We start from the raw sequence: 15,671 nt of genomic DNA on the forward strand, positions 1-15,671 counted from the left end.
GCCCTCAGGCGGCGCTCCCCGCGCGGGGCGCCGCCGCCCGGCCGGAGAGCAGCGCGCCGAGCAGCGCGACCCCCGCCATCACCAGGAAGATCACCGCGAACGGCCCGGCCGGCACCGGGCCGTCCTGCGTTCCCGCCACCACCGCGCCGCCACCGCCGAGCGCGGCGAACAGCACCCCGGCGAGGCCGATCAGCAGCACGTTGCCGAGCGCGTCGCTCAGTTGCAGCGCCGCCGAGTTCAGACCGGTCTCCTCCGGCGCGGACAGCTTCATCATCAGCACGCTGATGCTGGCCACCGCCATCCCCATGCCGACGCCGCCGACCGCCCAGCAGGCCGCCGTCACCCAGGTCGGCACCGCCGGGACCAGCACCAGCGCCGCCCCGCCGATCGCCACCGCGGTCATGACGAAGCCCAGCCGGATCATCGTCTCGCGGTGCCGCTCCGCTCCCGGCCGGCCCTGCAGCCAGGAGCCCAGCGCCCAGGACAGCCCGCCGCTGGTCAGCGTCAGCCCCGCCATGGTCGGCGACAGGTGCCGCTGCGTCACCATCATCAGCGGGATGAACGCCTCCGCCGCGAAGAACGCCCCCGCCGCCACGCCGCGCAGCACGATCACCGTCGGCAGCCCGCGCGCCGCCCGCAGCGCCCCGCGCGGCAGCAGCCGCACCACGGCGGGCAGCAGCAGCCCGGCCCCCGCCAGCGCCGGCAGCAGCGCGACCACGTCCAGCCGCTGACCCGCGTACTGCAGCAACCCGGCGCCCACCGCGGCCATCGCCGCGTCCCGGGTGCGTCGGCGGTCGAACGGCTGCGGGTCGAGCGGCGGCTGCTCGCGCTCCGACCGGCTCAGCGCCGGACCCATCACGGCCAGCGGCAGCAGCACCAGGACCGGCACCGCCAGGAACACCCAGCGCCAGCCCAGGTGCTGGGTGACCGCGCCGGAGATCACCGGACCGAGGATCGAGGGCAGCACCCAGGCGGCCGAGAACGCCGCGAACACCGACGGCCGCAGCCGCTCCGGGAACGCCCGGCCGACCACCACGTACAGCGCCACGATCACCAGCCCGCCGCCCAGGCCCTGGATCGCCCGGCCCGCCACGAACAGCCACATGTTGGCGGCCGTCCCCGCGACCACCAGCCCCGCGGCGAACACCGCGATCCCGGTGAACAGCGGCGCCAGCGGCCCGCGCCGGTCGCTCCACTGGCCCGACACCACGAGGGCGAACAAGGTGCTGGTGAAGTACCCGGAGAACGCGAAGGCGTACAGCGCGATGCCGTCCAGCTCCCGCGCCGCCACCGGCATCGCGGTGTTCACCGCGGTCGCCTCGAAGGCCAGCAGCAGCACCACCGAGACGATGCCCAGGGTCAGCGCCCGGTACGGGCCGCTGAGCACCCCGCCGGTCCCGTCGTCGGCCCCGCCGCCGGCTGCGTGGTCGGCTCCGTGGTCGGGACGTGTCGCGGGCGGGAGGCCGGGCTGTGTCTCGGAGGTGGTGGTCATTCCCACATGGTAAGTGCCGACCTGCCGATTTACTCCTGACCTGCGGTCGGATCGGAAGCTCCGCTTCCGGACCTAGGACCCGCCGGCCGGCGGACTCAGTGCAGCACCTTGAGCCCGACCACCCCGGCCAGGATCAGCACCAGACAGGTGATCCGCGCCGCGCTCGCCGCATCGCCCAGCGCCGCCATCCCGTACAGCGCGGTGCCGATCGCACCGATCCCCACCCAGACCGCGTAACCCGTGCCCAGCGGGATCGACCGCATCGCGTACGCCAGTCCGCCCATCGAGAGCACCAGCGCCACCGCGAACACCACGGTCGGCACCAGTCGCGAGAACCCCTTGGTCGCGTCCAGCGCGACCGCCCACACGGTCTCCAGCAACCCCGCGACGATCAGAACCACCCAGGCCATGACGACGGACTCCTCCGCAGTAGTCGAAACACCTACCGCGCCGTCTTGTCCCACCGGGTACGTCGCACCTCGTCCGGGGCGGACCGCTCACGGCCCGCCACGCCTTCGACCGTAGCACAGCCGCGACACACGGAATTCATATACGGATATTGACGCCACCCCCACCGGCACCCCTATGATGAATTCACCAACGCAGGCAGAGCGACGACAGGAGTCGGCAATGAACAGGAAGACGGTGGCCCTCGCAGCGCCCCGCACCTGCGCCTCCTGTCCCTGCCGGATGCGTTCCTGTTGTTGCGCCTGATCCGCAACGACCTTCGCCACCAGGCGTTCTGACGCCTCGTCGGCTCCCCCACGGCCGTGTGCCCGAGTGGTTCAGGGGACCGCCTGCAAAGCGGTTTACACGGGTTCGAATCCCGTCATGGCCTCTTCCGGAACACCGGGTGCGACATTCCCGCCGAATGTCGCGCCCGGTGCATTCCGCTGCCCTCGGGCGATTCGGCGCATTCCTGTCGCCTTTCCCCGGGCCTTTCCGTGCGCCTTTCTCAGCACCTTCCCCGCCCCGAAATTACCGTGCGCCGCCGCGCGTTGTCCCCGGTATGACCTCCAGCGATCGAACCGCCCCCGCGCCGCGGATCGAACCCTGCGGCAAGCGGATCCGCACGTACCTCGGCGGACTGGCCGTGGCCGACACCACCCGGGCCCTGATGGTCTGGGAGCACGACCGGTACCCCGTCTACTACATTCCGGTCGCCGACGTGCGTACCGACCTGCTCACCGCCACCGACCGGATCTCCCGACGCCCGCTGCTCGGCGATGCCCGGGTCCTCACCCTCACCGTGGGCGGGCACACCGCGGAGCACGCCGTCCGGCAGTACCCGGACTCCCCCGTCGAGGCGATCCGCGACCACCTGCGCTTCAACTGGGCGGCGATGGACGCCTGGTACGAGGAGGACGAGCAGGTCTTCACCCACGCCCGCGACCCGTACACCCGGATCGACATCCTGCCGTCCTCGCGCACCGTCCGGATCGAGCTCGACGGCACGCTGCTCGCGCTCTCCCGCTCCCCCCGCCTGCTCTTCGAGACCGGCCTGCCCACCCGCTACTACCTGCCGCCGACCGACCTGGTGCTCCCGCTGTTCACCACGAGCGACCGGATCACCCACTGCCCCTACAAGGGCACCGCGACCTACCTCTCCGCCCAGGTCGGCGACACCCTGCACCAGGACCTCGCCTGGTCGTACCCCACTCCACTGCCCGAGTCCCAGAAGATCGCCGGCCTGGTCGCCTTCTACGACGAACGCGTCGACGTCTTCGTCGACGACGTCCGGCAGCCCCGGCCGAGCTGACCACCACGGCCGGGCCGCGAGCCTCTCGGAACACAACGCGGCGCGGGCGCCGGTCCCCGGTCCTCTCGGATCCGGGGCGCCGACGCCCGCGCCTTGTTGCTGCTCCTACCGGTACTACTCGATGACCGGCGGGTTGGCGGTCCCGCCGCGCCAGGTCTCCTCGTCCTCGATCAGGTAGTCGGGACGGTGACCCTCGCCCTTCTTCTTGCGGCCGCCGGAACCCGAACCCGGGGCGCCGTGCATGCCGCCCGCACCGGCCTGGCCGTTGCCACGGCCCTTGCCGATGCCCGAACCGCCCTGGGTGAAGGACCGGCCACCGGCACCGCCCTTGGCGTTGCCGACCGTGCCACCGGCCTTGCGGACCAGGCCGCTGTTCTTGCCGCCGCCCTTCGAGCCCGCGCCACCGCCGCCGCCCATGCCGCCACCGTGCATGGCGCCCATGCCGCCGGCCCCGGCCGCACCCTTGCCGGCCGCGGAACCCGCGCCACCGGCACCGGCCGCACCACCGGCCCGGCCACCGGCCGCGCCACCGGCACCGCCGGCGCCCGAGAGCCCGCCGCCGCCGACCCGACCGCCACCGGCGCCGCCGGCCGGCACGAAGCCGCCACCGCCGCCGAGGCCCGGCACGTAACCGCCGCCGCCACCGCCGCCGCCCGAGAGGCCGCCGCCACCGCCGCCGCCAGGCCCGGGAATCGTCCCCGGCCCACCCGGCATCCCGATCCCCGGCCCACCGGGCCCCGTCGGAGTACCCGTCAACGGCGGCAACCCGGTGATCTCAGTCCCCGGCGGCTGCACCGGCGGAGCGATCACCGGCCCACCCGGCGGAACGATCGGCCCACCCGGAGGCTGAACCGGCCCCGTCGGATGCCAAGGCGTCGGCTTCGGCCCATCCGGCGGCCCCGGCACCACCTGCTGCGGCGGCGTCTGCTGAGGCGGCCCCTCCGGGTACTTCGGCATCGGCATCGACGGCGGAGTGTGCCCGGGCGGAGGGACGGGGTTGGTCGGCGCCGGTGGGAACGGCTTCGACGAGTCGACCGGCTTCTCGCTCGGCGGGTGATCGAGGTAGTCCGCCGCCTGGATGTACTGCGGGCCGAGGTGCTCCATCACGCCGATCGCGTACTGGTGGGCGACCTCGGTGGCCGAGAGGTCGTGCGCGTTCTTGTTGACCGCGTCGATCCGGTTCATCCCGGAGGCGATGTCGCGCTTGAAGCCCTCGTCGGACGAGGCGAAGCCGTCGCTGAGCGTCTTGCCCACCCGGTCCCAGAAGTCCGGGACCTTGATCGAGGACATGGTGGACTTGGTCTGCTGCAGCGCCGTGGCGGCGTAGTTCATCGCCACCGAGGTGTTCTGCGCGTGCGCGGCGGTGTTGACCAGGCTCTCCTGGATCTGCCCGCCCTTCTGCGCGAAGCCCTGGGCGGCGGCGCCGTCCCAGTGCGTGGTCGCGTGCTGGACCGCCGCTTGGAGGTCGGCAGCGACCTGGGTCAGCTCCTGGTGGACGCTCACCCAGTGCTGGCCGACCTCCCGGATCCGGTCCGGGCTCGAGTGCTGGACCATGTCCTTGAGCGGGATCAGGTCGTAGCGGTCGAACGGAGTCTTTCCCGATGCCATGTCAGACCCCCTACGCCTGAATCTGGTTCATGGTCGCCTGCCCGTCGGTCTCCCGGCCGTTGTACCGGTCGGTGACCAGCTGGGTCTTGTCCCCGTACTCGTTGATCAAGGCGTCCAGATCGGAGATGGTCTGGGTCAGGAACACCTGCATCTTCCCGTGCGCCTCGAAGAGCGCATGGGCCTCGACGAAGTCGCCGCCGAAGGCGTCCCTGGTGATGTCGGTCTTGTACTTGGTGTTGGTCCCGCAGGTACTGATGTTCTGCTGGAGGGCCCGCAGCCGCTTGACGACTGCCTCCAGCTCTGCTGGGTTGACGCGGTATCCCTCGGACACGAGGCCCTCTCCCCCTGGAGTGTCGAAACTTCCCCGTGGTAACGCTCTGGTTGGTGGCCTTACCGTTCAGTTAGAGCGTTCGATCCTATCGCGTTTGAGCGGTGTACTGACACGCTCTCAACGCGATTGATTGCCGTCCTGGTAAGGATTCTGATAGGGCGTCTGCTGCGGCGGGTACCCGGGCGGCGGAGCCTGCTGGCCGTACGGCGGCATCGGAGGCTGCTGACCATAGGGTTGCTGCTGCGGCTGGGCCGGCGGCCAGCCCTGCTGCGCACCGTACGGAGCGGGACCGCCCGGCTGGCCGGGAACGGCCTGGGCGCGGTTGCGCTTGCGGCTGCTGGCCACCGCGATCGCGATGATGACGATGAAGAGCACCACTACGACTGCGGCGATGCCCAGGATCAGCGGAAGGCTGGACCCGGACGACGAGCCCTTGATCGCCGGCAGCGGGTCCGGGTCTCCCAGGCCCGACCCCGGGTCGGCGCTGCCCGCGCCCGTTCCCGCGGTCGCGCCGGCGGACGGGCTGGAGCCCGTGGCCGCACCCGCGAGCGGGCCCTGGGCGGAGCCCGCCGGGATGTCCATGGTCAGCGCCTCGTAGGCGCGGACGATCCCGTAGCCGTAGTGCGTGTCCGGCAGCTTGCCTGCGCCCGCCGGAGCCTTGGCCGACTTCACCAGCCGGTTCGCCACCTGACCCGCCGTCAGGTTCGGGAACTTCGCCCGCACCAGGGCAGCCGTGGCGGAGACGTAGGCGGTGGCGTCCGACGTGCCGTCCGCCATGCAGTACTGGCTCGACGAACAGGGCCCGGCGTGCACGATGTCCACACCCGGGGCCGACAGCATGATCTCCGGCCCGGAGTTCGACTTGTCCCAGGACTTGAGGTCCTTGTTCACCGCCCCGACCGCGATGACGCCCGGCGTGTTCGCAGGCGACTCGACCGGCCCGCCGTCGTTGCCGGCTCCCGCCACCACGACCACGTTGTGGCTGACGGCGTAGGACACGGCGTCGGCCATCTTCGGGTTGTCGGCACCGGACAGCGAGATGTTGATGACGCCGGCACCGTGGTCCACCGCCCACTTGATGCCTTCCGGCACCGCGTCGCCGCCGGCCGCCGAGTCCTTGTAGACGGGGATGATCTTCGCGCCGGGTGCGAGACCCAGCACGCCCTCGTTGCTCCCGTGGCCGCGGCCGGCGATCAGGCTGGCCATACCGGTCCCGTGCGGGTCGGTGGGCTTCCGCTCATGGTCGCCGCCGCTCGGGTCGTAGCCGGGCAGCACCTGACCGACGAGGTCCGGGAAGGTCGGGTCCACGCCCTCGTCGATGACGGCGACCTTGATGCCGTCGCCCTTCGTCACCGACCACACCTTGTCGAGGTTGAAGTACTGGTTCGCCCACTGCCCGTCCCGCACCTGGTCCGCCGAGGCGGTCGGCAGGCCTGCGAGCAGGAAGCCTGCGGTCAGTGTGGCCGCGCCGAGCACGCGCGTGAGTCTGGTCAGCGTCATCAGTACCCCGTCAGTCGATTGACAGCCCGTTCGTTCTCGCAGTGCCCCCCGGAACGCAGGACCGTCCGATCGTATCGCCCGATCCGGGTGTGCGCGCAGAGGCCCGGGAGTCGGCCCACGGGGATTTCGTGGACGTACGGCGGCTCGGTGACGGGGGGTCAGGCGGCGGGGACGGTGGCGTCTTCCGGGGGGATGGGGAGGCGGCCGACGGGGAGGCCGGTGGCGGCGCGGACCGCTGCGGCGATCGCGGCGGGGGCGACGACGGCGGGGACGGCGCTGACGGCCTTGGCGCCGAAGGTGGCGACGACGTCGCGTTCCTCGAGGAGGGCGGCGATGCGGATGTCGGGGGTGTCGAGGGCGGTGGGGAGGCGGTAGCCGGTGAGGGAGGGGTTGAGCAGGACGCCGTTGTCGGTGCGCAGGTCCTCGAGCAGGGCGAGGCCGACGCCCTGGGCGACGGCTGCTTCGATGCGGTCCTCGATCTGGCGGGGGTTGAGCGCGCGGCCGACGTCCTGCGCGACGGTGACGTCGACGACCCGGACGGCGCCGAGTTCGATGTCGACGTCGACGACGGCGCGCATCGCGCAGAAGGCGATGGAGACGAAGGCGTCGCCCTGGCCGGTCTCGGGGTCGAGGGGTTCGGTGGGGTGCGGGCGGCACTGGGCGGTGGCCCAGAGTTCGCGGCCTTCGAGCGCCTCACTGACCGGCATGCCGAGCACACCGTCGTACGAGCTGATCTTCCCGTCGGTGATGGTGAGGAGCTCGACGGACATGCCGAAGTCGGCGGCGATCGGCTGCAGCATCTGGTGACGGACCATCAGCGCGGCGCGTTCGACCGCGCCGCCGGAGACCCAGGTGTGCCGGCCACGGGCGGCGGGGCCGGCGGCGGACTGGTCGCTGTCGACGGGCGCGATGTAGACCTCGCTGACGCCGAGCACGGACTGGACGATCTGCCGGGCGAGGGTGGCGAAGCCCTGGCCGGAGTCGACGGCGGCGCAGATGACGGTGGCGTGGTCGCCGCTGACCCGGACGGTGGCGGTGGCCACCTCGTCCTCGCCCTCGGCACCGAGCATGTGGACCATGCCGACGGCGTAGCCGATGCCGCGGCGCACCGCGGTGGGGTCGCCGGCGCCGCCGGGTCCGCCGGGCAGCAGCCAGTCGGCCTCGGGGTCGTCGACCGGGAGCGCGGGCAGCGGGGAGTCGGAGACGGCGTCGAGCAGGGCGGCGACGGGGGCGGGGCAGGTGACGGCCTGTCCGGTGGGCAGCGGGTCACCGGTGGCCATCGCGTTGCGGCGCCGGATCTCCACCGGGTCGACGCCGATCTGCTTGGCCAGCTGGTCGAGTTGGGACTCGTAGGCGAAGCAGGTCTGCAGCGCGCCCTCGCCGCGCATCCGGCCGGCCGGCGGGTTGTTGGTGCGCACCGCCCAGGCGTCGACGAAGACGTTGGGGCAGGTGTAGGGGCCGACCGAGAAGGCGACGGCGGCGGCCAGCGCCTCGGCGGAGACGTCGGCGTAGGCGCCGCCGTCGAGCAGGATCTGCGCCTCGACCTTGACCAGCCGGCCCTCGGCGTCGGCGTGGTGCCGGTAGCGCAGCAGGGCGGGGTGGCGGGAGGTGTGCGCCTGGAAGGACTCGGCGCGGGTGAGGGCCATCTTGACCGGGCGGCCGGTGCGCAGCGCGAGCAGTGCGAGGGTGACCTGGAAGGAGAGGTCCTCGCGGTCGCTGGTGGCGCCGGGGACGCCGGTGACGACCAGGCGGACCCGGTCGGGGTCGAGGCCGAGGCAGGCGGCGGTGCGGTCGCGGTCGCCGTGCGGGTCGGTGGAGGACAGGTGCAGCTCGACGCCGCCGTCGGGGCGGGGCACGGCGAGTCCGGCCTCGGCGCCGATCGGGGCGGGGTCCTGCCGACCGACCTGGTAGAGGCCCTCGACGACGATCTCGCCGATCGCGTCGGGGTCGCCGGTGCGCAGCGGCAGGTGGCGGAAGAGGTTGCCGTCGGGGTGCAGCGGCGGGGCGTGGAAGGACGCCTCGGGGTCGGTGACGGGCTCCAGCGGCTCGTACTCGACGACGATGGCGGCGGCGGCCAGCCGGGCGGTGTCGGGGTGGTCGGCGGCGACGGCGGCGACCGGTTCGCCGTGGTGGCGGACCACGGTGGCGGCGAGCACGGGGCGGTCGGCGGCGATCGGGCCGGCGGGCGCGCCGTCGGGGGTGCCGTCCGGGCCGGGCGGCAGGTCGGCGGCGGTGACCACGGCGTGCACGCCGGGGACGGCCAGTGCGGCGGAGGTGTCGACCGAGACGATCCGGGCGTGCGGGTGCGGGGAGCGCAGCACCGCGCCCCACAGCAGGCCCTCGGCCCACAGGTCGGCGGCGTACGGGTAGATGCCGAGCGCCTTGGGCAGTGCGTCGGTGCGCAGCGGGGAGCTGCCGAGGCCGAAGGGTTCGCCGGATTCCGCGGGGGCGGCCGCCGGGAGCTGCTCGGTGGCGGAGGTCATGCGTTCTCGTCCTCGGGGAGCCGGATGCCGTGGGCGGGGGTGGCGTCGTAGCCGCCGGGGTAGCCGGTGCGCGGGTCGAACCCGGCGCCGTTGGTGTCGTACACGGTGCCGTCGTACGCCCCGGCGTCGAGCACCGCGCCGGTGCCGCGGCCGTCGTAGCCGCCGGGGTAGGCGGTGCCGTGCGGCGGGGTCGGCAGGTACGGGGTGCCGTGCGCGGGGGTGCCGGGGTGGGCGTCGGCGGCGGTGCCGTGCGCGGGGGTGGGCTCGTAGCCGGAGGCGGGGTAGCCCTGGTAGCCGGGGTCGGCGAAGCCGGCCGGGACGGGGGTGCCGTGCGGCGGGGTGGGCGGGTAGGCGTAGCCGCCGGTGCGGTGGGTGGCGTCGAGGTGCTCGCCCTGCTGCTGATGGGGGATCAGCTGGTCGGCCTCGTGCCAGAGTTCGGAGTCCGCGTAGAGCGGGAGTTCGCCGGCCAGTGCGAGGTCGGCGAGCGACTGCTCGGTGGCGACGGCGGCGCCGCTCCGCGGGTGGGCGCCCTCGTCCGCGCCGTCGGCGGCGGCCTTGGCCTTGGCGGCCGCGGCGGCCTGTTCGGCGGCGGTGAGCTCGGCCTCGAGTTCGGCCTCGCGGGCGTCGGCGACGTTCTGCACGGCGGCGAGCACGCCGCGGTAGCCGGTGCAGCGGCACAGGTTCCCGCACAGGGCCTGCCGGGCCTCGACCTCGCTGGGCCGGTGGTTGCGCTGCAGCAGGTCGTGCACGGCCATGGCCAGGCCGGGGGTGCAGTAGCCGCACTGGACGGCGCCGGAGTCGGCGAGCGCCTGCTGGACGTCACTGGCGCCGCCCGCGCCGGACAGGCCCTCGACGGTGCCGATCTCGCTGTCGGCGGCGAGCGCGGCGGGCACCAGGCAGCCGGCCACCAGTTGCCCGTCGACCTGCACCGAGCAGGCGCCGCACTCGCCCTGTTCGCAGCCGTCCTTGGCGCCGGCCAGGCCGAGGCGCTCGCGCAGCACGTACAGCAGGCTCTCGCCGATCCAGGCGTCGGTGACGGGGCGTTCCACGCCGTTGACCCGCAGCGTGTAGGAGGCCGTGGGCCGCACGTCGCCGGCCAGCATCCCGCCGTGGTGGTGCAGTTCGTCCGTCACTTCAGCGCCCTTCCCAGTGCCCGGCGGGCCAGCACGCTTACGGTACGCCGGAGCCGGGCCGCTGCCGAGCCCGCCCCCTCGCCGAGCGCCCCGCCCTCGGGGACGCAGGCACCGGCCACGTACTCGCCGAACGCGGCGAGCGCGGCCGGGTCGATCAGCACCGCGCCGTCCTGGCCGCGGGCGTCCCAGTCGATGCAGCCGGCCACCCAGCTCTCCGCCTCCAGCGGGCGCAGCGGGACGGGCGCGACCGCGCCGACCGCGCAGCGCACGCCGCGGCGGGCCGGGTCGAGGACCAGGGCGACCGAGGCGGCGGCGCGGGCGGGGCCGCTGCGGCCGGTGGACTTCAGGAAGACCTGCGGGGCGTGCAGCAGCGGGACCCGGACCCAGGTGAGCAGTTCGCCGGGGCGCAGCGGGTCGAGTCCGGTGAGCAGGTGGCTGATCGGGACCTCGCGGACGGCGCCGGCCCGGGCCAGGGTGGCGGTGGCCTCCAGGGCGGCGAGCACCGGGAGGGTGTCGCCGGCCGGGGCGGCGGTGGCGATGTTGCCGCCGAGGGTGCCGACGTTGCGGACCTGCGGGGGTCCGGCGGTGCGCGCGGCGTCGGCGAGGGCCGGGATCAGCGCGGCGAAGTCGGGACGGTCCATCCGGGCGTGGGTGAGGCCGGCGCCGAGCACGGCGGTGCCGCCGTCCTCGTAGCGCCAGCCGCGCAGTTCGGTGATCCGGCCGAGGCCGATCAGCGCGGCGGGCCGTAGCCGCCCGGCGTTGACCGCCTCCATCAAGTCGGTGGCACCCGCCACCGGCACCGCCCCCGGGGTGGCGGCCAGGGCTTCGACCGCCTCGTCGACCGAGGCCGGCAGCATGATCGTCCGGTTCACCAGGTTTCCACCGTGCTCCATTTGCAGTGCGGCCCCGCCCGTAGGGTACGGGCGATCGGTGTGGGTTGGGCAACTCTGGCACACAAAGGCCGCTGATCACTTCCCCGGCTGCGGACAGGACCGAACAACTCGGGACAACTCCGGACGCGTCCGCGACCAAGCCGTTGTACGTGTGATCGGTTGTTCACCTGATCATGACGTGGGGGCCGCGCCCGGAGTTCCGACGTGCTACCGCCCGGTCACGGTGCGGTGTGCGGGCCGGACGGCCCGGGCGCCCCGTCCAGCGGGCGGCCGACGATGCCGGGCTTGCGCTGCCAGGGGCGGGGGCCGTCGGGGCGGCGGTACTCGACGCCCAGGGCCTCGAGGCGGCGGTAGTGGGTGTCCATGCGCTGCTCGAAGCCGCTCCAGTCGCGTTCGGCGGGGGTGCGCGGCAGGTCGGACCAGGCGACCTCGGCGAACGCGGCGAGCCGCGGGAACGCCTTGTAGTCGACGTCGCGGGCATCGTTCATGAACTCGGTCCAGATGTTCGCCTGGGTGCCGATGACGTGCACGGCGGCGGCCTCGTCGAGCTGCGGCGGGACCGGCTCGAACCGGTAGACGTCCTCCAGGCTGCGCACCCAGCCGACCGGGACCGGCTCCTCCTCGCCGCCGGCCTGCCGGTGGTCGAGGTAGACGTGCTGCTCGGGGCACATCACCACGTCGTGCCCGGCCCGCGCGGCGGCGATCCCGCCCTCGTAGCCGCGCCAGGAGGAGACCGCCGCGCCGGGCGCCAGCCCGCCCTCGAGGATCTCGTCCCAGCCGATCAGCCGGCGCCCGCGCTCGGCCAGCCAGCGGTCGAAGTGCCGGATGACGTGGCTCTGCAGCTCGAACTCGTCCTTCAGGCCGAGTTCGGCGATCCGGGCCTGGGCGGCGGGGCTGGCCTTCCACTGGTCCTTGGGGCACTCGTCGCCGCCGAGGTGGACGAAGGTGGAGGGGAAGATCTCCAGCACCTCCTCCAGCACGTGCTCGTAGAAGCGCAGCGTGGCGTCGGAGGCGTTGAGGATGTTCTCGCTCACGCCCCAGTCGGTCCAGGTGCCGAGCGCGGCGGTGTCCACCACGTCGGTGTTGCCGAGCTCGGGGTAGGCGGCGATGGCGGCCTGGTTGTGGCCGGGCAGGTCGACCTCGGGGACGACGGTGATGTGCCGGGCGGCCGCGTAGGCGACGATCTCCCGCAGGTCGTCCTGGGTGTAGTAGCCGCCGTGCGGCTGGTCGTCGTGGCGTCCGCCGGCCCGGTAGCCGACCATCGAGCGCTCGCGCCAGGACGCGGTCTCGGTGAGCTTCGGGTAGCGCCGGACCTCGATCCGCCAGCCCTGGTCGTCGGTCAGGTGGAAGTGGAAGACGTTCAGCTTGTGCGCGGCCAGCTGGTCGATGAACCGCAGCACCCCGGCCACCGGCATGAAGTGCCGGGAGACGTCCAGCAGCGCCCCGCGCCAGCCGAACCGCGGCGCGTCGGCGATCTCCACCGCCGGCACCGTCCACACCGCGCCGGGCAGCGGGGCGCGGCGGTAGGCGGCGGGACCGAGCAGCTGGCGCAGGGTCTGCGCGGCGTGCGAGAGGCCCGCGGCCGCGCCGCCGGTGAGCCGGACGGACCCGGCGTCGGCGGTCAGCCGGTACTCCTCGGCGGCGAGCTCCGGGTCGAGGGCGAGCACCAGCTCGGCGGCCTGCCCCGCGGGCGCCGCGTCGAGGTCGAACCCGGTGGCGGCGGACAGCTCGGCGCGCAGTCGGCGGGCCACCCCCTCGGCGCCGGGCGCGGCGGCGATCCGGGAGCCGGCGTGCAGGACGAAGGGATCGCCGCCGGGTCGGGCCTGGACGTGCTTCGGGGCAGGGATGAGGTCCATGCGCCTCATCCTGCCCCGATTATCCAGATTGGCATAGACCACTGCGGAGAAGTCTCCGCAGGTCGCCGCCGTCACTTCTGCTTGTCGTCCCCAGCGGGGTTGTTCAGCCCGTCGAAGATCTCCTTGCACATCGGGCAGACCGGGTACTTCTTCGGGTCGCGGCCGGGCACCCAGACCTTGCCGCACAGCGCCACCACGGGGGACCCGGAGAGCGCGCTCTCCATGATCTTGTCCTTCTGGACGTAGTGGGCGAAGCGCTCGTGGTCGCCGTCCCCGTGCGACGTCTGCGGGACGGGCTCGACCAGGGTGCCGGTGCCGAGGCCGCGCTCGGGCTCAAGAGTGCTCATGAGTGCCAAGTCTATGGGCGTCGCCCGGAACCGGGCCACCACTCGGACGCACCGCGCACGGGAGCGGACGGTCAGTTCAGCGTGGGGTCGTCCGGGTAGGTGGCGAGCATCGCCAGCGGCCCGCGCTGGCGGCGCAGCACCGCCCGCCACAGCCCGTCCGGGTCGAGACAGCAGACGTCGCCCACCTCGCAGTCGACGGGGTGCCAGGCGCCCTCGGCGATCTCCTGCTCCAGCTGGCCGGGCGACCAGCCGGCGTACCCGGCGAACACCCGCAGTCCCCCGAGCTCCCCGGCCAGCACCTCCGGCGGCGCCTCCAGGTCGACCAGTCCGATCGCCCCGTGCACCCGCCGCCAGCCCAGCGGCCCCGGCTGGTCGTCCTCGCCGGGCACCACCGCCAGTGCCAGCGCCGAGTCGAGCGCCACCGGGCCGCCCTGGAAGACCACCGCGGGCTGCCCGGTGAGCTGCCCCCAGCCGTCCAGCACGGCGGACACGTCGACCGGGGTGGGCCGGTTCAGCACCACCCCGAGCGCGCCCTGCGGGTCGTGGTCGAGCAGCAGGACGACGGACCTGGCGAAGTTCGGGTCGGTCAGCAGGGGCGTCGCCACCAGCAGCCGGCCGGTGAGCGAGGATGCCGCTTTCATGCCTGCAATGATGCCCCGGACAGCGCCGATCGGGGCGACGGACACGGAACCCGGCGAGCCACTCCGATGGCCCAATGACGGTGCCGCGCCGCACCCCTTACAGCATGATCACCAATAGGGCACACGGGAACCAATCGCCCACCCTCTACCATCTATGGGTGGTGAAGAGCTCTTCCCTTCGCCCCGCAGCCGAAAACCTCCTCTGCGCACCCGGATTGCGAGAACGATGACCGACGACGTCCTGCTGGTCCACGGCGGAAACCCGCTCGAAGGCGAGATCCAGATCCGCGGCGCCAAGAACCTGGTCCCCAAGGCCATGGTCGCCGCACTGCTCGGCCAGGGCCCCAGCAGACTGCGCAGCGTGCCGGACATCCGGGACGTCAAGGTCGTCCGCGGCCTGCTGCAGCTGCACGGGGTGACCGTACGCACCGGCGACGAGGAGGGGGAGCTGATCCTCGACCCGTCGCACGTGGAGAGCGCCAACGTCGCGGACATCGACGCGCACGCCGGCTCCTCCCGCATCCCGATCCTGTTCTGCGGCCCGCTGCTGCACCGCCTCGGCCACGCCTTCATCCCGGGCCTGGGCGGCTGCGACATCGGCGGCCGGCCGGTCGACTTCCACTTCGAGGTGCTGCGCCAGTTCGGCGCCACCATCGAGAAGCACCCGCAGGGCACCTACCTGGTCGCCACCCAGCGGCTGCGCGGCACCAAGATCGAGCTGCCCTACCCCTCGGTCGGCGCGACCGAGCAGGTGCTGCTCACCGCGGTGCTCGCCGAGGGCGTCACCGAGCTGCGCAACGCGGCCGTCGAGCCGGAGATCGTCGACCTGATCTGCGTGCTGCAGAAGATGGGCGCGATCATCGCCATGGGCACCGACCGCACCATCCTGATCACCGGCGTCGACGAGCTGGACGGCTACACCCACCGGGCGCTGCCGGACCGCCTGGAGGCCGCCTCGTGGGCCTGCGCGGCGCTGGCCACCAAGGGCGACATCTACGTCCGCGGGGCCGAGCAGATCCCGATGATGACCTTCCTGAACACCTTCCGGAAGGTCGGCGGCGCCTACGAGATCGACGACGAGGGCATCCGCTTCTGGCACCCGGGCGGCGAGCTCAAGGCGATCGCCCTGGAGACCGACGTCCACCCGGGCTTCCAGACCGACTGGCAGCAGCCACTGGTGGTCGCGCTGACCCAGGCGAACGGCCTGTCCATCGTCCACGAGACGGTGTACGAGTCGCGGCTGGGCTTCACCGGGGCGCTGAACCAGATGGGCGCGCACATCCAGCTGTACCGCGAGTGCCTGGGCGGCACCCCGTGCCGGTTCGGGGCGCGCAACTTCAAGCACTCCGCGGTGGTCTCCGGCCCGTCCAAGCTGATCGGCTCCGAGCTGGTCATCCCGGACCTGCGCGGCGGCTTCTCGTACCTGATCGCGGCGCTGGCCGCCGAGGGCACCTCCACGGTGCACGGCATCGACCTGATCAACCGCGGCTACGAGAACTTCATGGACAAGCTGCGCGACCTGGGCGCGCACATCGAGCTGCCGTCGGGCACCGAGGTGACCGAGGTCCAGCTGACCGCCTGAAGGGCCTGAGAACGCCAGTGGCCGGCCTCCCCGAGGGGAGGCCGGC

At 73.2% G+C, this 15,671-nt stretch carries 12 protein-coding genes, 1 tRNA gene, 1 pseudogene and 1 riboswitch; of the genes and pseudogenes, 3 read left to right on the plus strand and 11 right to left on the minus strand.

All coding sequences use genetic code 11. The annotated features are described in order from the left end of the window. Nucleotides 1-4: 4 nt before the first annotated feature. A complete protein-coding gene (locus tag AB0K51_RS18630; protein WP_363456262.1) occupies nucleotides 5-1,492 on the minus strand; it encodes an MFS transporter in 1,488 nt (495 codons plus the stop codon). A gap of 95 nt (nucleotides 1,493-1,587) precedes the next feature. Next, nucleotides 1,588-1,902: an SMR family transporter gene (locus AB0K51_RS18635; protein ID WP_363456265.1), complete on the minus strand. Its 315-nt coding sequence runs from the start codon at nucleotides 1,900-1,902 to the stop codon at nucleotides 1,588-1,590. A 34-nt stretch (nucleotides 1,903-1,936) separates the two neighbouring features. Next, nucleotides 1,937-2,002: riboswitch (guanidine-III (ykkC-III) riboswitch) on the minus strand. A 256-nt stretch (nucleotides 2,003-2,258) separates the two neighbouring features. Here AB0K51_RS18635 and AB0K51_RS18640 point away from each other — a divergent pair. Next, nucleotides 2,259-2,330, plus strand: a tRNA-Cys gene (locus AB0K51_RS18640). Between the two features lie 171 nt (nucleotides 2,331-2,501). Continuing rightward, complete coding sequence (locus tag AB0K51_RS18645) at nucleotides 2,502-3,251, plus strand: DUF427 domain-containing protein (protein WP_363456268.1); 750 nt, start codon at nucleotides 2,502-2,504, stop codon at nucleotides 3,249-3,251. A 114-nt stretch (nucleotides 3,252-3,365) separates the two neighbouring features. On the opposite strand, the gene AB0K51_RS18650 is transcribed toward AB0K51_RS18645, so the two are convergent. The 9 genes and pseudogenes from AB0K51_RS18650 to AB0K51_RS18690 form a co-directional block, all read right to left on the minus strand. Continuing rightward, nucleotides 3,366-4,859 carry a WXG100 family type VII secretion target gene (locus AB0K51_RS18650; RefSeq protein ID WP_363456271.1) on the minus strand — a complete coding sequence of 498 codons (1,494 nt, stop codon included), beginning with the start codon at nucleotides 4,857-4,859 and terminating at the stop codon, nucleotides 3,366-3,368. A 10-nt stretch (nucleotides 4,860-4,869) separates the two neighbouring features. Beyond that, complete coding sequence (locus AB0K51_RS18655) at nucleotides 4,870-5,190, minus strand: hypothetical protein (RefSeq protein WP_363456274.1); 321 nt, start codon at nucleotides 5,188-5,190, stop codon at nucleotides 4,870-4,872. Between the two features lie 117 nt (nucleotides 5,191-5,307). After that, the gene (locus tag AB0K51_RS18660) at nucleotides 5,308-6,690 is read right to left on the minus strand and encodes a S8 family serine peptidase (RefSeq protein ID WP_363456277.1); all 1,383 of its coding nucleotides are present in this window, start codon (nucleotides 6,688-6,690) and stop codon (nucleotides 5,308-5,310) included. Between the two features lie 158 nt (nucleotides 6,691-6,848). Further along, the gene (locus AB0K51_RS18665) at nucleotides 6,849-9,173 is read right to left on the minus strand and encodes a xanthine dehydrogenase family protein molybdopterin-binding subunit (RefSeq protein WP_363456279.1); all 2,325 of its coding nucleotides are present in this window, start codon (nucleotides 9,171-9,173) and stop codon (nucleotides 6,849-6,851) included. A 611-nt stretch (nucleotides 9,174-9,784) separates the two neighbouring features. Further along, a pseudogene (locus AB0K51_RS18670) lies at nucleotides 9,785-10,249 on the minus strand ((2Fe-2S)-binding protein); the annotation flags it as partial. A gap of 53 nt (nucleotides 10,250-10,302) precedes the next feature. Then, a complete protein-coding gene (locus tag AB0K51_RS18675; RefSeq protein WP_363456282.1) occupies nucleotides 10,303-11,199 on the minus strand; it encodes an FAD binding domain-containing protein in 897 nt (298 codons plus the stop codon). A 218-nt stretch (nucleotides 11,200-11,417) separates the two neighbouring features. Beyond that, on the minus strand, nucleotides 11,418-13,055 hold the full coding sequence (locus AB0K51_RS18680) for a beta-N-acetylhexosaminidase (protein ID WP_363456285.1): 1,638 nt from the start codon (nucleotides 13,053-13,055) through the stop codon (nucleotides 11,418-11,420). 71 nt (nucleotides 13,056-13,126) lie between these two features. Next, a complete protein-coding gene (locus AB0K51_RS18685; RefSeq protein ID WP_363456287.1) occupies nucleotides 13,127-13,402 on the minus strand; it encodes a DUF3039 domain-containing protein in 276 nt (91 codons plus the stop codon). Between the two features lie 71 nt (nucleotides 13,403-13,473). Then, nucleotides 13,474-14,052 (minus strand): YqgE/AlgH family protein, encoded by a 579-nt coding sequence (locus AB0K51_RS18690; RefSeq protein ID WP_363456338.1) that lies wholly within the window; start codon nucleotides 14,050-14,052, stop codon nucleotides 13,474-13,476. A gap of 217 nt (nucleotides 14,053-14,269) precedes the next feature. Between AB0K51_RS18690 and murA the strand changes: the two genes are divergently transcribed. Further along, nucleotides 14,270-15,625 carry a UDP-N-acetylglucosamine 1-carboxyvinyltransferase gene (gene murA, locus AB0K51_RS18695; RefSeq protein ID WP_363456290.1) on the plus strand — a complete coding sequence of 452 codons (1,356 nt, stop codon included), beginning with the start codon at nucleotides 14,270-14,272 and terminating at the stop codon, nucleotides 15,623-15,625. Nucleotides 15,626-15,671 lie beyond the last annotated feature (46 nt).

It is taken from the genome of Kitasatospora sp. NPDC049285 (assembly GCF_040678815.1).
Lineage (GTDB): Bacteria > Actinomycetota > Actinomycetes > Streptomycetales > Streptomycetaceae > Kitasatospora.